The 22,551-nt window shown below is 63.6% G+C and carries 15 protein-coding genes; 12 read left to right on the top strand and 3 right to left on the bottom strand.

The window, feature by feature from the left end; translation table 11 throughout:
• The first annotated feature begins 370 nt into the window (after positions 1 to 370).
• From F4U95_RS00005 to F4U95_RS00020, 4 genes are all read left to right on the top strand, one after another.
• Positions 371 to 2,677, top strand: coding sequence for a fimbria/pilus outer membrane usher protein (locus F4U95_RS00005; RefSeq protein ID WP_246171451.1), 2,307 nt, complete (start codon positions 371 to 373; stop codon positions 2,675 to 2,677).
• A gap of 11 nt (positions 2,678 to 2,688) precedes the next feature.
• Positions 2,689 to 3,183 carry a Csu type fimbrial protein gene (locus tag F4U95_RS00010; RefSeq protein ID WP_120252987.1) on the top strand — a complete coding sequence of 165 codons (495 nt, stop codon included), beginning with the start codon at positions 2,689 to 2,691 and terminating at the stop codon, positions 3,181 to 3,183.
• A 125-nt stretch (positions 3,184 to 3,308) separates the two neighbouring features.
• Positions 3,309 to 4,913: an inorganic phosphate transporter gene (locus F4U95_RS00015; RefSeq protein ID WP_150424368.1), complete on the top strand. Its 1,605-nt coding sequence runs from the start codon at positions 3,309 to 3,311 to the stop codon at positions 4,911 to 4,913.
• Between the two features lie 48 nt (positions 4,914 to 4,961).
• Positions 4,962 to 5,945 carry a transporter gene (locus F4U95_RS00020; RefSeq protein WP_246171452.1) on the top strand — a complete coding sequence of 328 codons (984 nt, stop codon included), beginning with the start codon at positions 4,962 to 4,964 and terminating at the stop codon, positions 5,943 to 5,945.
• 21 nt (positions 5,946 to 5,966) lie between these two features.
• Here the strand turns inward: F4U95_RS00020 and F4U95_RS00025 are convergent, their stop codons facing one another.
• A complete protein-coding gene (locus tag F4U95_RS00025) occupies positions 5,967 to 8,759 on the bottom strand; it encodes a TonB-dependent receptor plug domain-containing protein (protein WP_150424369.1) in 2,793 nt (930 codons plus the stop codon).
• Positions 8,760 to 8,927: 168 nt separating this feature from the next.
• On the opposite strand from F4U95_RS00025, the gene F4U95_RS00030 reads away from it, so the two are divergent.
• Together F4U95_RS00030 and F4U95_RS00035 are read left to right on the top strand one after the other, a co-directional pair.
• Positions 8,928 to 10,850 (top strand): isoaspartyl peptidase/L-asparaginase, encoded by a 1,923-nt coding sequence (locus tag F4U95_RS00030; RefSeq protein WP_150424370.1) that lies wholly within the window; start codon positions 8,928 to 8,930, stop codon positions 10,848 to 10,850.
• Positions 10,851 to 11,297, top strand: a complete 447-nt coding sequence (locus F4U95_RS00035; RefSeq protein WP_150424371.1) for an Lrp/AsnC family transcriptional regulator — start codon at positions 10,851 to 10,853, stop codon at positions 11,295 to 11,297.
• A gap of 25 nt (positions 11,298 to 11,322) precedes the next feature.
• On the opposite strand, the gene ppk2 is transcribed toward F4U95_RS00035, so the two are convergent.
• Positions 11,323 to 12,351 (bottom strand): polyphosphate kinase 2, encoded by a 1,029-nt coding sequence (gene ppk2, locus F4U95_RS00040; RefSeq protein WP_246171453.1) that lies wholly within the window; start codon positions 12,349 to 12,351, stop codon positions 11,323 to 11,325.
• 69 nt (positions 12,352 to 12,420) lie between these two features.
• Between ppk2 and F4U95_RS00045 the strand changes: the two genes are divergently transcribed.
• Positions 12,421 to 13,500 (top strand): CaiB/BaiF CoA transferase family protein, encoded by a 1,080-nt coding sequence (locus F4U95_RS00045; RefSeq protein ID WP_281347224.1) that lies wholly within the window; start codon positions 12,421 to 12,423, stop codon positions 13,498 to 13,500.
• A gap of 43 nt (positions 13,501 to 13,543) precedes the next feature.
• Positions 13,544 to 14,197 carry a maleylacetoacetate isomerase gene (gene maiA, locus F4U95_RS00050; RefSeq protein ID WP_150424374.1) on the top strand — a complete coding sequence of 218 codons (654 nt, stop codon included), beginning with the start codon at positions 13,544 to 13,546 and terminating at the stop codon, positions 14,195 to 14,197.
• Here the strand turns inward: maiA and F4U95_RS00055 are convergent.
• Positions 14,194 to 16,311: an ATP-binding protein gene (locus tag F4U95_RS00055; RefSeq protein WP_150424375.1), complete on the bottom strand. Its 2,118-nt coding sequence runs from the start codon at positions 16,309 to 16,311 to the stop codon at positions 14,194 to 14,196. The genes maiA and F4U95_RS00055 overlap by 4 nt on opposite strands.
• A gap of 230 nt (positions 16,312 to 16,541) precedes the next feature.
• Between F4U95_RS00055 and F4U95_RS00060 the strand changes: the two genes are divergently transcribed.
• The 4 genes from F4U95_RS00060 to F4U95_RS00075 are packed head-to-tail and all read left to right on the top strand — an operon-like array spanning position 16,542 to position 22,544.
• Positions 16,542 to 19,985, top strand: a complete 3,444-nt coding sequence (locus tag F4U95_RS00060) for a response regulator (protein ID WP_150424376.1) — start codon at positions 16,542 to 16,544, stop codon at positions 19,983 to 19,985.
• The gene (locus F4U95_RS00065; protein WP_211363923.1) at positions 19,970 to 20,824 is read left to right on the top strand and encodes a CheR family methyltransferase; all 855 of its coding nucleotides are present in this window, start codon (positions 19,970 to 19,972) and stop codon (positions 20,822 to 20,824) included. The genes F4U95_RS00060 and F4U95_RS00065 overlap by 16 nt, the downstream gene beginning before the upstream one ends.
• The gene (locus F4U95_RS00070) at positions 20,821 to 21,396 is read left to right on the top strand and encodes a chemotaxis protein CheB (RefSeq protein ID WP_150424377.1); all 576 of its coding nucleotides are present in this window, start codon (positions 20,821 to 20,823) and stop codon (positions 21,394 to 21,396) included. Before F4U95_RS00065 ends, F4U95_RS00070 begins: the two co-directional genes overlap by 4 nt.
• Entirely contained in the window at positions 21,393 to 22,544 is a 1,152-nt protein-coding gene (locus F4U95_RS00075) for a hybrid sensor histidine kinase/response regulator (RefSeq protein ID WP_150424378.1), read from the top strand. The genes F4U95_RS00070 and F4U95_RS00075 overlap by 4 nt, the downstream gene beginning before the upstream one ends.
• Positions 22,545 to 22,551: the final 7 nt, after the last annotated feature.

The following is a 22,551-nucleotide window of genomic DNA, read 5'->3' on the forward strand; positions in this document are numbered from 1 at the left end:
CCCCACTCGAAACGCCAAGGCTCATAACGCCGCTCCCTTATCGGAGCGGAACGTCGTTCCTCGCATGGGCGATCGTCAACAACAACCAGCCCGTTCCCGACGTGTTCTCCAAGATGACCAAAATCGCAGCTTCGGGCCGACTGGGCCAACACGGGCGGCGCGCATGTCCATCTCAACCGGATCGACATCAAGCGCGCGGATGGGTCGGCGCTGACCACACGACAGGAATCCGTCTACATCCTGCCGGGCGCGACCCGCAACTTCCTGCTCGACACCACCGGCATGCTCGGGGCCGGCGAGAAGCTGGTGCTGGACGCCACCAGCGATACGCAGCGACTGTCCGTCAATCTCGTCAGCCAGGCGGGATCGCATGGCGACGGGGACCGTTAGGGCGGCGCTGCTATTGCTCGGCATCCTTGGCACCGGCGGCATCGCCCGGTCCGAGGAGCCCGCTCCCGCTGGCTTGCCCAAGACATCTGATCCGGGGCTGGCCATGCTCCTCGTGTCCGTCAGCATCAATGGCCAGCCGCAACCCGACACCTATCTGGTCGCGCGGCGCGGCGACGCCTTTTTCGTCCGCATCGACGATCTGACCGCGTGGCGCCTTCGTCTGCCCTCGGTCGATCCGATTTCACTGGATGGCGAGCGGTTCGCGCCGCTGGCGTCGGTCGGTGGCGTGGCGGTGGCGTTCGACGAATTGCAGCAATCCCTCAAACTCATCGCGCCGCCCGCTGCCTTTCTCGCAAACCGGGTCACGGCTGCGCAGGCCTTGCCCCAACCGACCGACAGTGCCTTTGCGGCCTTCTTCAACTATAATCTGTCGATCGACTATGTCGACAAGATGCGGGTCGGCGCCTTCGTCGAAACGGGCATGTCCGACGATTGGGGCGTGGTGTCGAACAGCATGTTGTTGGGCAACGGCACCGTCTACGGTCGGGCGACGCGGCTCGACAGCTATTATATGCGCGACGATCCGGTCAATCTGACGCGGCTGGTGATAGGCGACAGCGTGACCGACGCGCGCGACTGGTCGCGTCAGGTCCGCTTCGGCGGCGTGCGCATCGGTACCGAATTCGCGCTGCAGCCCAGCCTGCTCACCTTCCCGACGCCCTCATTGGCGGGCAGCGCTGCCGTGCCGTCCAATGTGGAACTGCTGGTCAACGGCACCCAGCGTTTCCAGACCGACGTGGATCAGGGTCCATTTTCGATCAACCAGGTGCCGCTCGTCACCGGCGCGGGGGAGGTGACGCTGGTGATCCGCGATCCGCTGGGCATAGAGCGGCGGGTCAAATCCTCTTATTATGTCAGCAGCCGTCTGTTGCGGGCCGGTCTCTCTGCCTGGTCGGCTGAAGCCGGGGCTGAACGGCGCGATTACGGCTTGCGCAGCTTTCGCTATGCCGACCCCTTCGTTGCGGGCACCTATCGCCGGGGTCTGACCGACTGGATCACTATCGAAGGGCGGGCGGAGGCGAGCGGCGACACGCAGATGGCGGGCGGGGGGATCACCATGGTGATGGTACCGTTCGGCGAATTCAGCTTGGCCGCCGCCAGTTCTCATGGCGTGGAGGGGCAGGGCTTCCTCTATCGCGCCGCCTTCGCGCGCAATGGGCCGACCTGGAATGTGGCGTTCAGCTATCAGCGCGCCAGCCGCGACTATCGAGAAATCGGCGTCGAACGGGAATCCGAACGGATCGTCGAACAGATACAGGCCGCAGGCGGCATAACCTTCGGACGAATGGGCACTGCAGGCCTATCCTATACCAGCCTGACTTATGCCGACGGCCAACGGGCACAAGTGCTCTCCGGCAATTACAGCCTTTCGGTGCGCGACCGGGCCTTTGTCAGCGTCTATGCGATCCACAGCCGTTTTTCGGAAACCGGTCGCGATACCAGCCTGGGCTTCAATCTGACGGTGCCCTTCGGCCCTCGAAGCAGCGCCTATCTTCAGGCAGGAACGGACGGCACCCGTGCCGAGGTGCGCAGCACACCACCGGTCAGCGGAGGCTGGGGGTATCGCCTCGCCAATTCCACCGGTAATAACGGGCGCCAGCAGGCAGAGGCCCAGTGGCGCGGCGATGTGGGGGAAATGACCGCTCAGGTCGATCACGCGGGCGGCCAGACCGGTATGCGCGTCACGGGGCGCGGTGGCCTGCTGATTGCCGACGGCGCCCTATTCCCGACGCGCCAGATGGAAAGCGGTTTTGCAGTGGTGCGCGTGCCCGATCAGGCGGATGTGCGCGTCTATCAGGAAAACCGGCTTGTCGGGCGCACCAACGCGCGCGGCACGGCGATCATTCCTGACCTGCGCCCCTATGAAGTCAATCGGCTCAGCATTTCCGCGGCGGACATACCTATCGACGTGCGCATGCCGGAGGATCAACTGCTGGTGGTGCCGCGCTATCGCGGCGCGGTCAACGCGCGGTTCGTCGCGATCCAGGAGCATCCCGGCACGATCATCGTCGTCATGCCCGACGGCAAGCCGGTGGAGGCGGGGAGTGGCGTGTCGTCCGGTGCGGAAAAATCCTTCGTCGGCAACGAAGGGGAGGTTTTCCTGCAAAATCTCCACGCCGGCATGATCCTGACCGTGGATGCGGCCGGCGGCCCCTGCCATGTCAGGCTCGACGCCCTGCCCGATCAGGTGCTACCCACTATAGGGCCGCTGCCATGCGTGCGGTGAGGAGGAACAGGATGGGCATACGGGTCTATCTCAGCATCATCATGCTGCCGTTTGCGGCATTGGCCATGCCGGCGCCGGCGCAGGCCGCCTGTGATATACTGGCCCTGTGCACCTGCACCGTGTCGGCGACCGGCGTGGATTTCGGCAGTTATAATCCGGTCGCGGTGACGGATAATGACAGTTCGGGCACTGTGCGGGTACGTTGCAGTCTGGTGCTGGCATTGGCTGGCAGTTACACGATCCAGCTCAGTCGGGGATCATCCCCCACCTACGCCCAGCGCACGATGACCAGCGGCGCATCGACCCTGCATTACAACCTTTACACCAGCAACGCGCGCAACCAGATATGGGGTGACGGAACCGGCGGTTCACTGTCTGTCACCAACACATTTGCGGCCTTGTTGGGCGTCGATCAGACCACAACCGTCTACGGACGGGCGCCTGCGGGTCAGAATGTCGCGCCCGGCAGCTATGCCGACACCATCCTCGTCACGATCGTTTTCTGATTTCTGCGGCCTTTCTCCGGCCCAACTATCCTGTCCATCCATCTGTGCGCTGCAACCAAGCTGTCACGGACGCGGCCTAGCAAGAATTCATTCACATTTTGCCCGAACAGGGGGAGACGATTCGGATGAACGCGACCATAGCCATGGAGGGCAGCCCCGGCAGGCCCGATCTCGATAAAGGATTGGGGCTGGTCGGCACCATCGGCTTCGGCGCCGCCATCCTGACCGCACTGATCTATGTCGCCTACAGCATCTATGCCGACGCCAGTTCGGCCGGGGTGCAGGCGACCACCTATCTGCCCTTCATCCTCCTGTTCATCGCCCTGCTGATCGCCTTGGGCTTCGAATTTGTGAACGGTTTCCACGACACCGCCAACGCCGTTGCGACGGTGATCTACACTAACGCCATGCCCGCCAATGTCGCTGTGGTGTGGTCCGGCTTCTTCAATTTCCTCGGCGTGCTGCTGTCGACCGGCGCTGTCGCTTTCGGCATCGTGTCGCTGCTGCCCGTCGAACTGATCCTTCAGGTCGGCTCGAACGCAGGCTTCGCCATGGTGTTCGCGCTGCTGATCGCGGCGATCCTGTGGAACCTCGTCACCTGGTGGCTGGGCATCCCTTCCTCCTCCTCACACACGCTGATCGGCTCGATCATCGGCGTCGGCGTCGCCAATGCCATGATGCATGGCAAGAGCGGCACGGCCGGCGTCGATTGGAGCAAGGCCACCGAAATCGGCCAGGCGCTGCTCGTCTCGCCGCTGATCGGCTTCGGCGTCGCGGCTCTGCTGTTCATCGCGATGAAGGTTCTGATCCGCAAGGAAGAGCTGTATCAGGAACCCAAGGATGGCGTGCCGCCGCCGCTGTGGATCCGCGCGCTGCTCATCTTCACCTGCACCGGCGTCAGCTTCGCCCATGGCTCCAATGACGGACAGAAGGGCATGGGCCTGATCATGCTGATCCTGATCGGCACCGTCCCCACCGCCTATGCGCTCAACCGGGCCGTGCCGGAACGCTATACGATCGAATTCCATCAAAACAGCGTCGCCGCCGCCAATGTGTTGGGTACCGCCCCGGCCGGGGGCAGCGATATCGTCGCCGCGCGCAAGGCCGTCACCACCTATATCGCAGACAAGAAACTGTCGGACACCACCATTCCCGGCCTTGCTACCGTCATCCGCGATGTCGATCGTCAGGTCGCGGAATATGGCTCGCTGGCGCAGGTGCCCGCCGCCGCCGTCAGCAACATCCGCAACGACATGTATATGGCGTCAGAAGCGATCAAGCGGCTTGGCAAAGACAAGGAAGCCCATCTGACTGACGCGAATAATGAAACGCTGGCGACCTACAAAAAGTCACTCGACGCCGGCACTCGCTTCATCCCGACCTGGGTGAAGGTCGCCGTCGCCTTCGCGCTGGGGCTGGGCACGATGGTCGGCTGGAAGCGGATCGTCGTCACAGTGGGTGAGAAGATCGGCAAGTCGCACCTCACCTATGCGCAGGGTGCTTCGGCCGAACTGGTCGCGATGGGCACCATCTTCGGTGCGGACCATCTGGGCCTGCCGGTGTCGACCACCCATGTCCTTTCGTCCGGCGTGGCCGGAACGATGGCGGCCAACCGGTCGGGTCTGCAAATGAGCACCATCCGCAACCTGCTGATGGCCTGGGTGCTGACCCTGCCGGTGTCGATCGCGCTGGCGGGCGGCCTCTACATGCTCTTTTCCCAGATTTTCTGACGGGAGCGGCATACGACATTCGAGCCCAATCCCCTTTTCCAGGTTCCCGTGCCCGTCCAGGGCATGGGGCCTGGCCTGATCTGGGGACTAGACTTTGCGGGCGACGGCAGCACAAGCCCCGTCGCCCGCTGCGATTCAGAGACAGGCGGCCGGTTTCGCTGGCTGCACCTGAACCTGGCCGACCATGGCACACGACAATGGATCGCCACCGCCGATCAACTTTCGCCGCAGATACGCGACCTGCTGCTGGCGCCCGATACGCACCAGCGCGCGCTGGTGGACGGGGACAGCGTAGGCTGCGTCCTGCATGATTTCGAACGCGATTTCGATGTCGCCGATACCGACCGGATTGGCGCGCTGCGCATCGCGCTGACGCCGGCGCTGATGCTGACGACGCGGCTGCATCCCTTGCGATCGGCCGATATCGCCCGCAGCCGGCTGGAGCGCGGCGGTGGCGCGACGGTCAACGGCCCCGGTCAGGCGCTGGACCTGCTGGTTGGCGCGATGACCGCCAATATTGCGGAGATCGCCCGTACGCTCAGCCATGATGTTCAGAGCGCCGAGGATGCCTTTCTCGATGGTCATCACCCACCCGAACCACGCGACCTGATCCGCATCCGCCGCCGTCTTGCCCAGATCCACCGGTTGCTGACCGGCATGCGTGGCGTGTTCCAGCGGCTGGAGGAGGATGAAGAACTGCCTGAAATCCTGCTCCCCACGGTGGAGAAGCTGGCCCAGCGATTGCAGGCGGTCGACGCCGACATATTGGGTGTACAGGGGCAGTTACGCCTGCTCCGCGACGAAGTGGATATTCAGGCGGCGCAACGCACCAACCAGAATCTCTACATCCTCTCCATCGTCACCGCGCTGATGCTGCCCGCGACATTGGTGACGGGCCTTTTCGGCATGAACACCGGCGGCATGCCGCTGGCGGAAGGGCCGCATGGCACATTGCTAGCGACCCTTATCGCCGGCGGGGCGGCCGGTGTCACCTATTGGCTGCTGCGGCAGATGGGGTTCATGCGAAGATGAACCCCAAATCCTTCCGCTAGATCAAAGCGCCGATCCACCCAGCTTATAGGTCAGCTGCATGAACATGCTGCGACCCACACTGTCGAACCAGCTGATGTCATAATAGGGATAGGCGGCATAGGTTCTGTCCTTCACCGGCTTGCGATCCAGCAGGTTGGTGACCGACAGCGACCCGCGCAGATGATCGGTGAAATCATATTGCAGCGTCGAATTGAACAGGTAACTCGCCTTGATATAGGCGTTCTCGTCATAATTGGGCAGCTTGCCCAAGCGCCGACCTTCCAGCGTCCATTTCAGCCCCTCGACCGCCCAGGTGATGCTGGCCGTGCTCTTGTCGCGCGGAATATAATAGCCGCTGGTCGCGGCCAGCTTGTTGATCGACGCATCGCCCGGATATTGGCGGAACTTGTGGTCGAATACATGGGTATGCGCCACCGACAGGCTGAACTCGCCAAAGCCGGTCGGCACGCTGCCATGCACGGCGATGTCGATGCCGCTGGTCTTTTCATGCGCGATGTTGATCGGGTTGATCGACACCGAATCCAGATAACCTTCGTTGACGCCGCCGGTGAAGCGATGGACGCGGGTGATCGCATCCTGGCAGGTGGGCGAATTGATATCGACCGCCGCACCACCCATGGTCGTGCCGATCCGGCAATCCGCTTCGTCGCGCAACAGTGTGTCGATGTCCAGATCCTGCACCTGATTGGAGAGCGACACGCGGAAATAATCGACCGACACGTCGAAATGGCGCGACGGCGACCAGACGATGCCGGCATTCAATGACTTCGCCGTTTCCGGTTTCAACGCGCGATTGCCGTTGCGCTGGGCGACGATGCCTTCGCCGGCATAGCTGCAATCGCCCAGATCCTCGTCCGGCTCCTCGGTGCGGCAGCTATAATAGTCGGTGGCCGACGGATGGGTGTTACCCGGCCCGGTAAAGACATAATGCAGGTCGGGGGCGCGGAAGCTGGTGCCGTAAGCAGCCCTCAGCAACAATGTGCTGGTCGGCCGCAATTCCGCGCCCCCATTATAGGTGAACTTGCCGATGCCATTGCCCGCAAAGCGGAAATGGTCGAACCGCGCCGCGCCCGACAATTGGAGGAAGCTCGTCACTGGCACGCGGAGTTCCCCGCCCAGCGCCCAATGGCTGCGCTTGCCCTTGCCCGCGCTGTCCTTCAGCCCATAATAATAGTCGGTCAGCGCCAGCGGATCGGGGTTGAGGTCGTACCCCTGTTTGCCGATTTCCCCGACCGCCGCAAAGCCGACTGGGCCGGCCGGCAGGCTGAACAATTCGGTGCTGGTCAGCGTGGCGGAGACGTTATCGGTCCAGCTTTTGGGATTATAGACGCTGTAGACGGCGATACTGTCATATTCTGCCTTAGTCAGCGGGGTGTAGAGCCGGGCCGGATCGGCGTTGAAGATGGGATAGCCGCTATCCTCGTCCACGCCCTGCTGCGCGCCCAGGAACAGGGCGTTCGCCTTCGCCGCGATGATTTGCGGGAATTTGACCTTCGCCTTATATTCGCTGTGGTTGTAGGACAGCTCATAGGACCATTTGTCGGCGAAGCTGCCCTTGATCCCCGGCGTGATGCTGAAGGTCTGCTGCCGGTTGCGGGTCATGACATTGCCGAAGCCGCCCGACTCCTCCGGCGTGAACTGGCGATACCAATCGTCCAGCTGCCCATCGAAACTATTGTAGAAGGTCGTGTCGCTGCTGCCCGAACTATTCTGGTAACCCCAGCTCAGCACGTCGGATAGCAACGCCACCTTGCTGATGCCGAACTGCGCATCGACGAACAATTGCGCTGCGTCCGACAATTCATAGCCAGCCGACGCAAAACTGTTGAAGCCTTCGCGTCGGGAAATGACCGTGCCGTAACCGATCGACGTGTTGCTGCCGCAGAAATAGCCCGGACCATAATCATCGAGCGCATCGTCAAAGGCGCCGTAGCGCGGGCGCGAGGCATAATAGGTGGACCCGCCATTCAGATAGGACAGAGCGCCACAGGTCGCCGCGCCCGGATCGACATATTCGTCAGCATCGGGATTGTACCGAAGGAAGGTGCGGCGGGCGAGCGGCACGGCGGTATCGGGATTGTCCGCCGTGCTGTCCTGAATCTTGCGCTGATAGGCCCAGAGAGGCTTTTGCAGCAGATATTCCGCGCCCGCGACGATATGGAAGCGGTCGTTCGACCAGCCCGTCGTCGCAGTGATGCGGTGCGACGCGCCGCCGCCATGTTCGGTGCGGCCATGGCGATAGTCGAGCGTCGTGCCGTCGACCTTGTCCTTCAGCTTGAAATTGATGACGCCCGCGATCGCGTCCGACCCGTAAATGGCCGATGCGCTGCCACTCAGCACTTCGACTTGTTCGATCAGGCCCAGCGGAATGTTGGACACGTCGGTGAAGTTGCTGCGACCGTTGAAAGGCAGGGGGAAGTCGGCGATACGTCGACCGTTGACCAACACCAGCGTATGATTGGGGCCAAGCCCGCGCAGGTCGACCTGCTGCGCACCCGGCGTGAAACTGGCGCCGCTGAACGATTGCTGGCTTTGTGTCTCCCCGCCATTTTGCGTCACGGCGCGCAATATGTCGGGCACGCTGGTATAGCCGTTGGCGCGGATCGTGTCGGCGGTGATGGTCGTGACCGGCGCAGGGCCTTCCTGCGCGGCGCGGGGAATGCGCGATCCGGTGACGATGATCTCGCTGTCACCGCTTGGCTCCGCTGCCGTCTGTGCCATCGCGCCGCCCATCAACGCCGGCAGGCTGCATCCCAGCCCCAGCGCCAGACGTACCGTTCCCGACAACCCCATATAACCCCCTGTTCGCAGCCCGTGATGCCGCATGTCCCCATATTTCTGCATATTACAACAGAAATGGCTTTCCGTTTCAATCAGACTGATCGCCATCAGGAACATATTGTTTTGCGCTGTGGACAATATGTGACATGAAAATGCGCATATCGAGTGAAGGAGATTGATATGCGGCGCAGGCTGAAGGCCTTGATCGCGTTCGCCGCTCTGGCGACCACCATGGTGACAGCGCAGGCGAAGGAGGCGGGCTATCGCCATTATCGCCTTGGCAAACTGACCATGCCCACGCCTGATCCGGTGTCGGGCGGGCTGCTGCTGATGGGCGGGGGCGATCGCAATCGCGACGCCATGCAATGGTTCTTCGCCAAGGCGGGCCATGGCCATATCGTCATCCTGCGCGCCTCGCAGGAGGGGCAGATCGGCGAGGAATTTTTCCGCGAGCTGGGCGGCATCGAGTCTGCCGAAACCTTCGTATTCACCAACCGCGCCGCCGCCACCGATCCCAAGATCCTCGCCAGCCTGAAACGGGCCGACGGCATCTTCATCGCCGGCGGCGATCAGGCCCGCTATGTCCGCTTCTGGAAGGGCACGCCGGTCGCCGAATTACTCGACGCCCATGTCGCGGCGGGCAAGCCGATTGCCGGGACCAGCGCCGGTCTCGCCATGCTGGGCGAGAAACTCTACGGCGCGATGGACGATGGCAGCATCACCAGCCCGGCAGCGCTAGCCGCCCCCTTCGGTCCCGCCAACACGATCGAGGGCGATTTCCTCCATCTCGCGCTGCTCAAGGGCATCGTCACTGACACCCATTTCAAGGAGCGCGATCGCCTCGGCCGCCTCTTCGCCTTCATCGCCAAGGCGCAGGCGGGCCGCCCCGCCGATCAGCCCGCCATGCTGGGCCTTGGCGTCGATGAAAGCGCTGCGCTGGCCGTCGAACCGGACGGCAGCAGCCATATCTACGCCACCGCGCCGGATGGCGGCGTCTGGCTGGTCGATGGCAGCAGCCTGCGCGGCCTCGATCCCAAAGGCCCGCTCAACGTCGCCCGCATAAAGGTGACGGGCATCGGCGCCAACTCCGTCCTGCACCTGCCGCAGGGCACGGTCGATCGCCCTCTGTTCGAGCGTATCTACAGCGCGCAGGGCGGTAAGGTGGCGCAGCCGCCTCGCTGGTCGCTGGCCATCCATGGCGGGGCGGGCGTGATCGAACGCGCCACCCTCTCGCCCGAAAAGGAAAAGGCCTATCGCGCTGGCCTGGACTCTGCACTCCGCGCCGGTGGCGCGGTCCTCAACAAGGGCGGCACTTCGCTCGATGCCGTCGAAGCGGCGGTGCGCGTGCTGGAGGATAACCCGCTCTTCAATGCCGGTCGTGGCGCGGTCTTCACGGCGGAGGGACGCAACGAACTGGACGCCGCGATCATGGACGGCGCGACGCTCAAGGCCGGCGCTGTCGCCGGCGTCACCCGCACCCGCCATCCGGTGGATCTGGCCCGCGCGGTGATGGACAAGAGCCGCCATGTCATGCTGGCCGGGCCGGGCGCCGACCGCTTCTCGGTCGAACAGGGGTTGGAACAGGTCGACCCCGCTTATTTCAAGACGGACGAACGCTGGCAGCAACTGCTCGCTTGGCGCAAGAAACAGGCAGCGGCGGTTGATCGCACCCATTTGTTTGGCACCGTCGGCGCGGTGGCGCTGGACCAGCAGGGCAATCTGGCGGCGGCGACATCGACCGGCGGCATGACCGGCAAGCGCTGGGGCCGGGTCGGCGACTCCCCCATCATTGGAGCGGGCACCTATGCGAAGAACGGCCAGTGCGCGGTCTCGGCCACCGGATCGGGCGAATATTTCATACGGGAAAGCGCTGCGCGTCAGCTGTGTGACCGCGTCGCCTGGCATGGCCAGACGCTGGCCGATGCCGCGCAATCGACCATAGACGCTGTCGGCGCGATCGGTGGAGACGGCGGCCTCATCGCCATGGGCGTCGATGGTGTTCCGACCTTCGCCATCAACGATCTTGGCATGTATCGTGGCCGCATTTCTGCGGGCACGACGCCCCAGACCGCGATGTTCGCGGATGAAGCCATGAGCAATTAAATGCCCCATGGTGGCCCACGCCTGGACGAGGTGGATGAGCGGCTGCTGGCGCTGCTGCGGCGGGATTCACGCCAGCCTATCGCTCAACTCGCCAAGGAATTGGGCGTATCGCGCGGCCATCTTTATTCGCGCATCGCGCGGCTGGAAGAAGAGGGGATCGTGGCGGGCTACACGATCCGCCTCGGCACCCAATTTTCCGCCAGCCGCATGCGCGCGCACATGATGATCAAGACGCTTCCCCGCTATCGCCGCGACGTGGAAAGCGCCCTGATGCTCATCGACGATGTTCAGGCCATTCACGCCATCAGTGGCGAATATGACATCATCGCCGTGCTGGAGGCGGAGGGCGGGGCCGAACTCAACGACATCATCGACGATATCGGTCAGCTGGACGGCATCGAAAAGACGACCACCCTGGTGCTGCTGGCGACGAAGCTGGAGCGCTGACGTTCCGCTCCGTCGCCTTCTGCAATCAGTAACGATCCGGCACGATCATGTCGTCCGGCACCGGATGGCGAATATAGTCTGCGTTGCGTACCCGGTCGGGCAGCACCACGGGCGCCTTGGGTACATCCTCATAAGGGATCTGTTCCAGCAGATGGGCGATGCAGTTGAGCCGGGCACGCTTCTTGTCGACCGCCTCGACCACCCACCAGGGGGCTTCGGGAATATGCGTATGCTCCAGCATCGTTTCCTTGGCGCGGGTATAATCCTCCCAGCGACGGCGCGACTCCACGTCCATCGGCGACAGCTTCCATTGCTTCAATGGATCATGGATGCGCATGGCAAAGCGGAACTGCTGTTCTTCGTCGGTGATGGAAAACCAATATTTGACCAGGATGATGCCCGACCGCACCAGCATCCGCTCGAATTCCGGGACCGATCGGAAGAATTCCTCGACATCCTCCTCCGAACAAAAGCCCATGACGCGCTCCACACCGGCGCGATTATACCAACTGCGGTCGAACAGCACGATTTCGCCCGCCGCCGGCAGATGGGCGGCATAGCGCTGGAAATACCATTGGGTCCGCTCGCGCTCGTTGGGCGCGGGCAGGGCGGCCACCCGGCACACGCGCGGGTTCAGTCGCTGGGTGATACGCTTGATCGCGCCACCCTTGCCGGCTGAATCGCGCCCTTCGAACAGGACGACGACTTTCAGCCCCTTGTGCACCACCCAATCCTGCAGCCGGATCAGTTCATGTTGCAGGCGGAACAACTCGCGGAAATAGGTACGCCGCTCCAACTGCTCCCGATCGGGGTGCTCCTCCATGTCGGCGAGCATCGTCTCCAGCCGGTCCTCGTCGATCTCCATTTCCAGTTCCTCGTCGAAACTGTCGGCAATTTCCGCCTTGATCCGGTCCATGGCGAAGCTGGGGTCGTCGAAGGTCATGATGGCACTCTCGCTGCGATGGCAATGCGCCTTCCTCGCATCGGGGGATGACAATGTGTTGACGGTGCGGTCGCCGACGACGGAAAAACGCTGCGATCCGCCGGCGGGCACGCTTATAGCATGGCAGCGAAACGGGAAGAGGATGGGATGGGGATGGACAGACGCGGGCCGCTCGTTGGAGTGAAGATTCTGGAAGTCGCGGGCGTGGGCCCCGGTCCTTTTTGCGGGATGATGCTGGCGGACATGGGCGCGACCGTCCTGCGGGTGGAACGGGCCGGGGCACCGCCCATGGTTCCACCGATCGACCCGGAGAAAAATCTGCTCCATCGCGGACGGGAAATGATCGGCCTCGATCTCAAGACGCCGGCGGGTGCCGCGCAACTCCTGTCTCTGGTCGAAACGGCCGATGTGCTGCTGGAGGGCTATCGGCCCGGCGTCATGGAACGGCTGGGTCTTGGCCCCGACATATGCCTCGCCCGCAATCCCGCGCTCGTCTATGCGCGTATGACCGGTTGGGGGCAGGACGGTCCGATGGCGCATCTGGCCGGCCACGATATCAATTATTTCGCCATGTCGGGCAGCCTGATGCTCTGCGGACCAGGGGATGAAAATCCTCGACCGAACCTCAACATGGTTGCCGATATGGGCGGCGGCGGCATGATGATGGCCTTCGGTATCGTCTGTGCCCTGCTGGAGGTGCGCCAAAGCGGGCAGGGCCAAGTGGTCGATGCCGCCATGATCGAAGGGACGGCGCTGCTGTCCACGATGATCCATGGCTTTCGCGCGATGAACCTGTGGAGCGACCGGCGCGGCGACAATCTGCTGGACGGCGGCGCGCCTTTCTATGACATATATCGCACGGCGGACGGCCAATTCATGGCGGTCGGTGCGATAGAGCCCGCTTTCTATGCCGAATTGATCGCAGGATTGGGCATCGACCCCTCGGATCTGCCGGCCCAGCATGATCGCGACGCCTGGCCCCGGACGAAGGCGCGCTTCACGTCCATATTCGCCGGCCGCACGCGGGACGAATGGGTGGCGGTGTTTGCCGGACGCGACGCCTGCGTCACCCCGGTCCTCTCACCGGACGAGGCGGCGGAGCACCCCCAGGCGCAGGCGCGTGGCATGTTCGGCCGACCCGGCGGCGTCCTGCAACCCATGCCCGCGCCCCGCTTCAGCAGAACACCCGGCGCGATCGCCAGCCCGCCGCCGGCGACCGAAGTCGGGCTGGATGCGATCGACCCGGCATGGCGGACCTGATCCTCCGCTTGGCGCCAGGCCGGTCAGCGGCTATCGTCCATCCATGGAGACGCACGACCCCGCCTTGATCCTGCACGGTTATTGGCGTTCTGGGACCAGCTACCGCACCCGGATCGCCCTGAATATCAAGGGTCTGCGCTATGATCAGGTCAGCCACGACCTGCGCACGGGTGCGCAGCGCGCGCCCGATTATCTGGCGCTCAATCCGCAGGGGCTGGTCCCCGCGCTGGAGGTAGAGGGCCATGTTCTCATCCAATCCAGCGCGATCATGGAATGGCTGGACGAACGCTATCCCGATCCACCGCTGCTACCGAGGGGAGCGATCGACCGGGCGGTGGTCCGCAGCATGGCGATGCTCGTTGCCTGCGACATCCATCCACTCAACAATATCCGCGTTCTCAACCGCCTGCGCGACGATCTTGGCGCTTCGCCGGAGGTTGTGAAGGGCTGGATCGCCCATTGGATCGCTCAGGGTTTTGGCGCTCTCGAAAGGCTGGTGGCGGACCATGGCGGACGCTTCTGCTTTGGCGACGCGCTGACGCTGGCGGATTGCCATATCGTGCCGCAACTCTATTCGGCGGAGCGTTTCGGCGTCGATTTAAGCGACTTTCCCCGATTGGTCGAAACGGTTGAACGCCTGCGCGCGGAACCGCCGGTCGCCGCGGCTCACCCGGACAGGCAGGTGGACGCAGGTTAATTTTCGCGTGGTTCGGCAGCGATGCTGAGTGGCGCGAACAGCGGATTTGTACGCAGGCTTGCCAGCGCGCTGGCCAGGTCGGCCTGTCGGAACGGCTTGCCCAGCCTTGGCAGTCCTGCCGCAAGGCCGACCGCGTCGGAATAGCCCGACACGATCAACACCGGTAATGTCGGGTTGATCAACGCCACTTCCTGCGCCAGTTCCACGCCGGTCATATTCGGCATGATATGGTCGGTGACGATGATGTCGACATGCCCCGCCAGCCGCAACTGGTCGATGGCCTCCGTACCCGATCGCGCCTCCAGCACCTTGAAGCCCAGATCGGCCAGCATATCCGCCGTACTGGCCCGCACCACATCCTCGTCATCCACCAACAGGGCCGTGCCGCTGAAGGCGCCTTGCGCAGGCACGTTGTCGGACGAGGCGACGGCATCCTTTTCGCTGACCGGCAACCACAGCGCCACCGACGTTCCATGCCCCGGCTCGCTCTCGATCCTGAGCGCGCCGCCCAATTGCAGCGCCAACCCATGCGCCATCGACAGGCCTAGCCCGGTGCCACGACCCACACCCTTGGTCGAGAAAAAGGGTTCGATCGCACGCCGCCGCGTATCGGCATCCATGCCGGTGCCGGTGTCCGCGACTTTCACCACGACATAACGGCCCGGCTTCACGCCATCGGCCTGCTTCTTGAGTTGCTCTGTGAGCTGCGCCGATATCACGAACTCGCCGCCGATCGGCATGGCGTCGCGGGCGTTCACGGCCAGATTGAGCAACGCCATTTCCACCTGGTGCGCGTCGGCCAGTGCCGATGGCAGGTCCGCCGCCAGATCCAGCCGCACCTGCACCTGCGGCCCCAAAGTCGTGCCGACCAGTTCGGCCATCCCCAGGATCAGCGCCGCCAGATCGACAGGCTCGGGTTTCAGCGGCTGCCGTCGCGCAAAGGCCAGCAGGCGCTGCACCAAGGTCCGTGCCCGGTCGGCGGAATCCAGCGCGCCGCTGATCAGCCGCTGCTCGCGCTCACCGCCCACCTGCCGCCGATGCAACAGGTCCAGGCTGCCGATGATCGGGGTCAGCAAATTGTTGAAGTCATGCGCGACGCCGCCAGTCAACTGGCCCATCGCCTCCAGCTTCTGCGACTGGCGCAGGGCATCCTGCGTCTGCACCAGTTCGCGCGTCCGTTCCTCGACCAGATGTTCCAGCGTCGCGGCGGACGTGCGCAGCGCATCCTCCATCCGCTTGCGATCGGTCATGTCGATCGAAATCCCGGCAAGGCCGGTGGTCGCCCCATCCGCCAGCCGCGCCGGCTGCGCCTGCACCGCGATCCAGCGGACCTCGCCCTCGGGCGTCAGCACCCGATATTCGATGTCATAAACGCAACCGCTGTTCAGGCTCTCGCGGATGGCGGCATTCACCCGCTCGCGATCGTCAGGATGGATCGCGGCCTGCAAATCGGCATAGCTGAATGGCTGTTCGGGATCGCGACCGAAATTGCGGCGGCACAGAGCAGAGGCATCCAGTTCCCCGGTCGCCATGTCATAGGTCCACGCGCCCATCCGCCCCGCCGTCAGGATCAGCGATCGCTGCCGCCCGCTTTCCTCCATCTCGTGGATCAGCCGGGCGTTTTCCACCGCGATCGCCGACAGGCGCGCCAGTCCCTCCAGCCGATCGATCGTCGCCTGATCATGCGCGCCGGCTTTCGACCAATAGGCGCCCAGCGCCGCGACGGGGGACGGCCGGCCGATCGGCGCCATCATCAGGCTGCGCACGAAAGTCGGGCGATAGGCATCCTGCGGCACGCGATCGTCGAGTGCGACGTCGGGGATGACCACCGTCTCGCCATGGTGCATCGCCCACCCCGACACGCAGCTTGTGGCGGGGAAGCGAGAGCCGGACCAAAGCGGCCCGATCGCATCTTCGGCGACATAATGGCAAAGGTCGCCATCCTTCAGGACGACAGCAATGCCTTCCGCCCCGATCGCGGACCGGGCGGTCTGGCGCAGCACTTCCACGACTTCCGCCATGGACCGAGCCGCAGCCAGCCGCTCGCTCGCCTCGATCAGAAAGCTTTGCGCGTTGGATACATCCCGGTCCGACGATGGCGATCCATCCAGCATATGCACTCCCGTTCACGCTCTTCTATCGACTTCTGTCGGAAAAGGCGATCTGCAAAGCTTTATAACGCCATGGGGATAATGGAATTTAAACGCCCAGCCGTTTCGACGGGCAAGTGCGACAAATCGCATTAATGCAGATCAGGATCATATCGTCCGTGCAGGACAGTTCTTGCACTGCAAGCGCAACAATCGCTAGTCGGGTGCCCGACACCAGTATAGGCGAGAGGCCCATGGCAACGATAAAAACAGCTTTCGGTTCGCTCTCGCTGACGCGTGGCTCGGTCTGGTCGATTCTCGGATTACTGATCGGCCTCGGCTTTTTCGCGGTGAGCGGCACGATCGCCTATCGCAACATCCAGACGCTGCGGGAGAGCGATACGGCGGTGCGGCATACGCACAGCGTCCTCATCGCGCTCGACGAGCTTCTTTCGACCGCGCAGGATGCCGAAACCGGGCAGCGCGGCTATCTATTGACCGGTACTCAAGCCTATCTGGAACCCTATAATAGTGCCGTCGCGGCGTTGGCCGCACGGATGGAGAGCGTCGTCACGCTGACGCAGGACAATCCCGCACAGCAAGCCAATGTCACGGTATTGAAGCGTCATGTCGATGCGAAACTGGCCGAGCTGCGCGAAACGGTCGATCTGCGCCGCAGCAGGGGCATCGCTGCCGCGCTGGAGGTCGTGACCACCGATCGCGGCAAGATTGAGATGGACGCGATCCGTGCCCAACTAAACAATATGGCGCAGGAAGAATTGCGCCTGCGCGCCATTCGGCTGGAGGATATGACGGTCGCATCGCAGACTGCGATCACCAGCGGTATCGTGACCAGCCTGATCGGCGCGGGCCTGACCCTTGCCATTTTCATCCTGATGCGCATCGCCAGTCGGTCGCGCATCCGTCAGCAATGGCTGCAGGCCGGGCAATTGGGCCTGTCCGCCGCCATGCGCGGCGAAAAGTCGATCGAGGAACTGGGTGAGGCGATCCTCACCTTCTTCGCTCGCTATCTCGGCTTTCAGGGCGGCGCTTTGTTCAAGGGCGAAGGCGGCCGTTTTCAGCGCGCCGCCACGATCGGCATCCCGTCCGATGCGCATCTGCCCGACGGTTTTCTGGTCAAGGAAGGGCTGTTGGGTCAGGTCGCGGCAGAGGGCCGGGCGCTTGTCCTTCAGGATATTCCCGATGGCTATCTCACCATCGGTTCGGCGCTGGGTCGCGACCGGCCCCGCCATCTGGTCATCGTGCCGGCGACCGCGGACGAGGTGGTCAACGCCGTCATGGAACTGGGCTTTTTCCAGCCGGTCGACAGCGCAACCTTGACCTTGCTGGAACAGGCTGCCCCCGCGATCGGGATCGCCCTGCGATCCGCCCGCTTCCGCGCCCGGTTGCAGGACGCGCTGGAGGAAACCCAGCGTCAGTCAGGTGAATTGCAGGCGCAGAGCGAAGAATTGCGCGTCTCAAACGAGGAACTGGAGGAGCAGGGCCGCGCGCTCAAGGAATCGCAGGTCCGTCTGGAACAGCAGCAGGTCGAACTGGAACAGACCAACAGCCAGCTGGAGGAACAGGCCCAGACGCTGGAAAATCAGCGCGACGAGCTGGAGCGCGGCGCCGCCAACCTCACCGTCAAGGCGCGCGAGCTGGAACAGGCCAGCCAGTACAAGTCCGACTTCCTGGCCAACATGTCGCACGAATTGCGCACGCCGCTCAATTCGCTGCTGATCCTCTCCAAGCTGTTGGGCGACAATCCCGACGGCAATATGAGCGCCGATCAGGTCAAATTTGCCCGCACGATCGAGTCCTCGGGCAACGATCTTCTGACCCTCATCAACGACATTCTCGACCTGTCGAAGATCGAGGCCGGCCATATTCAGGTCCAGCCCGAAACCGTGCCATTGCAAAGACTGGCCGGCGACATTCGCCAGATGTTCCAGCCGATCGCCGAAAGCCGCGAACTGGCTTTCGAGATCGAGATGGCGCCCGACTGCCCTCGCGCGATCGAGACGGACCGGATGCGGATCGAACAGATCCTCAAGAACCTCCTGTCCAACGCCTTCAAATTCACCGAGCAGGGCAAGGTCAGCCTGACCCTGTCCCCGGCGGAAGATGGTCGTCTGGCGCTGGCGGTGCGGGATACCGGCATCGGCATGTCGCCCGAACAGCAGGGCCATATTTTCGAAGCTTTCCATCAGGCCGATGGCACGATCAGCCGTCGCTACGGCGGCACCGGCCTTGGCCTCTCCATCTCGCGCCAGCTGGCCCGCCTGCTGGGCGGCGCCATCACGCTGGAAAGCGAACCGGGCAAGGGCAGTCTCTTCACCCTCACTGTACCGCTGGCGATCGATCCCGCCACCGTCGCGTCGCGCGAAGTCCCGGCGCCGGCCCGCGTGGAGGCTGCTGCGCCGGTGCCCACAGCCAGCCCGTCGCCTGTCCGCGTCACGCCGGCATCGGACTGGACGCTGGAGGATGATCGCGCCGCGATTGCCGAAGGCCGCCGCCTGTTGCTGGTGATCGAGGATGACGATGTCTTTGCCTCGATCGTGCGCGATCTGTCCCGCGACATGGGGTTCCAGTGCATCATCGCCGGCACGGCCGAAGAAGCGGTGCGTCTGGCGCGCGACTATATGCCCAGCGCCGTCGTCCTCGACCTCGGCCTGCCCGACCAGTCGGGCCTGACCGTGCTGGACCGCCTGAAGCATGACGATGCGACCCGGCACATCCCGATCCATGTCGTCTCCGCTTCGGATCATAGTCAGGCGGCACTGTCGCTGGGCGCGGTCGGCTATCTGGTGAAACCGGTCAAGCGCGAGCAGCTGGCCGAAGTGCTTCAGGGTTTGCAGGACAAGCTTGCGACCCGCGTGCGCCGCGTCCTCATCGTGGAGGATGATCCGGTCCAGCGCGACGCCGTCGCCCGCCTGTTGCTGACCGACGATGTCGAAACGATCGGCGTCGGCAGCGCAGCCGAATGTCTGGAGCAACTGCGCCAGCAGACGTTCGATTGCATGGTGCTGGACCTGACCTTGCCCGACACCTCCGGCTTCAAGCTGCTGGAAACGCTGAGTGAGGAGGGCGATCATGGCTTCCCGCCGGTGATCGTCTATACCGGCCACGACCTGTCGCCCGACGACGAGCAGCGCCTGCGCCGCTATTCCAGTTCGATCATTATCAAGGGCGCGAAGTCGCCCGAGCGGCTGCTGGATGAGGTGTCCCTCTTCCTGCATCAGGTCGTGTCGGAATTGCCACCCGAACAGCGCAAGATGATCCAGAAGGCGCGTAACCGCGACGCCGCGCTGGAGGGCCGCCGCATCCTCATCGTGGAGGATGACGTGCGCAACGTCTATTCGCTGACCAGCGTGCTGGAACCGCGCGGCGCGGCGGTGCAGATCGCCCGCAACGGGCAGGAGGCGCTAGATGCGCTCGCCGACGCGTCGGACGATCCGGCCAAGACGATCGACCTCGTCCTGATGGACGTGATGATGCCGGTGATGGACGGCCTCACCGCCACGCGCACGATCCGGAACGACATGCGCTGGTCTGCGTTACCGATCCTCATGCTGACGGCCAAGGCTATGCCTGACGACCAGCAACGGTGTCTGGAGGCGGGGGCAAACGACTATATGGCAAAGCCCATCGATGTGGACAAACTCCTCTCGCTGGTGCGCGTATGGATGCCGCGCTGATGCCCGACGGTTCGATGCAGAATGGGGTCGAGGATATCGAAATCCAGCTTCTGCTGGAGGCGCTATATCAACGATATCATTATGATTTCCGCCATTATGCGCGCGCCTCGATTAAGCGCCGCTTGCTTCAGGCGCGCAGCCAGCTTGGTTTTGCCAGCTTTTCCGCGATGCAGGATCACCTTCTGCATGATCCCGCCACGCTGCCGCGCCTGCTCAACTATCTGACCGTGCAGGTCAGCGAGATGTTTCGCGACCCCTCCTATTTCCGTGCGCTACGGGAAAAGGTGATCCCGCACCTGCGCACCTATCCCTCGCTGAAGGTCTGGGTCGCCGGATGCAGCCATGGCGAGGAGCTTTATTCCCTCTCCATCCTCTTCAGGGAAGAGGGGCTGGACCAGCGCACGCTTTTCTATGCGACGGATATCAATCCCGACGCTCTTCGGGCGGCGGAGGCCGGTGTCTATCCGCTCGACCAGATCCGTAAGTTCACCGAGAACCATCAGAAGTCGGGCGCGCGATCGTCGCTGTCCGACTATTATACCGCCGATTATGGCCGCGCCGTCTTCGACAAGAGCCTGCGCTCGCAAGTGGTGTTTTCCGACCATAGCCTCGTGACCGATGCGGTCTTCGCCGAAATGCACCTGATTTCCTGCCGCAACGTGCTCATTTATTTCGATCGCGCGTTGCAGGACCGGGCGCTCGGCCTGTTCCGTGATTCCCTCGCGCGCAAGGGTTTCCTTGGCCTTGGCTCGAAGGAAAGCCTGCGCTTTTCCGCCCACGCCCCCGCCTTTGCCGATTTCGTACGCGAAGAGAAAATCTACCAGAGGCAGGACGCATGAGCGCAGAGGGCGTCGAAGCGATCGCCATCGGCGCGTCGGCAGGTGCGGTTCAGGCGTTGCTGCGCATATTGCCCGCGCTGCCTGCCGATTATCCGATCCCCTTGTTCATCGTCGTCCATGTGCCGCCCGATCGCAGCAATGCGCTGGTGTCCCTGTTCGCGGCGAAATGCCAAATTGCCGTGCGGGAAGCGGAGGACAAGGAGCCGATCCTGCCCGGCACCGTCTATTTCGCGCCATCCGACTATCATCTGCTGGTGGAGGCGGACCGGTCGCTGTCATTGTCGATGGACGAACCGGTCAATCACAGCCGCCCCGCCATCGACGTGCTGCTGGAAAGCGCGGCCGATGCCTATGGTCCGGCGCTGGCCGCCATCGTCCTGACCGGCGCCAATCATGACGGTGCGGCGGGGCTGAAGGCCGTATGCGCCGCCGGCGGCACCGCCATCGTGCAGGATTTCGCCGATGCGCAGGTCGCCACCATGCCCGAAGCGGCGCTGACGGCCTGTCCGTCCGCGCGTGTGATGACCCTGGACGATCTTATCCCCTATCTTCTGACACTGGCGGCGACATGACGAGCGAGACGCACCCCATCTACTGCCTGCTGGTCGACGATCTGGCGGAAAATCTGCTCGCGCTGGAGGCGCTGCTTCAGCGCGACGGTCTTGTCTGCCTCAAGGCGCGGTCGGGGGAGGAGGCGCTGGAACTGCTGCTGGTCCATGACGTCGCGCTGGCCCTACTCGACGTCCAGATGCCCGGCATGGATGGTTTCGAACTGGCCGAATATATGCGCGGCAACGAACGCGCCCGCCATGTCCCGATCATCTTCGTGACCGCCGGCACCACCGACCTGCAACGCCGTTTCCGCGGCTATGAGGCGGGCGCCGTGGACTTCATCCAAAAGCCGATCGAAGCGGACATATTGCGGTCGAAAGCCGCCGTCTTCTTCGACCTGCATGATCAGCGGCGCCAGATCGTGGCGCAGCGCGACGAAATGGCGAAGCTTGCCGCCGCTTTGCAGTCGGCCGACCGACGCAAGAATGAATTTCTCGCCATCCTTGGCCACGAACTGCGCAATCCCATCGCCGCGCTCGCCGCCGGCCTGCACCTGCTGGAACGGCGCGAAGGCACCGACGCCGCGCGGGAGATACGCGGCCGCATGGACCGCCATGTCCAGCATCTCGCCCGCCTGATCGAGGATATTCTGGACATCGCCCGCATCGATCAGGGCAAGATATCGCTCAAGACGCAGCGCATTTCGCTCCAGGATGCGCTCGGCTTCGCGGTGGAGGCGTGCCAGCCGGCAATCGAGGCCGCGCAGCATCGGCTCGTCCTCGACATCACCGACCAGCCCGTCTGGCTGGACGCCGATTATGCCCGCATCGTCCAGATCGCCTCGAACCTGCTCAACAATGCGGCCAAATATACGCCGGCGGGCGGTGAAGTACGCCTGACCGCGCGGGTGGTCGATGGCTGGGCGGAGATAGAGGTGGCGGATACCGGCATCGGCATCCCTGCCGATATGCAGGCCCGCATCTTCGACCTGTTCGCCCAGGTGAAGAAACCCAATGGCGATCAGCAGGAGGGCCTTGGCATCGGCCTCGCACTGGTGCGGCAACTGGTCGCGCTACATGGCGGTGCGCTCTCGCTCAAGCGGAGCGTGCCGGGCGAGGGGAGCATCTTCCAGGTGCGCCTTCCCACGGTGGAGGCACTGGTCGCCTGATCCTTTT

Origin of the sequence: Sphingobium limneticum (assembly GCF_008710165.1) — a bacterium.
Lineage (GTDB): Bacteria > Pseudomonadota > Alphaproteobacteria > Sphingomonadales > Sphingomonadaceae > Sphingobium > Sphingobium limneticum.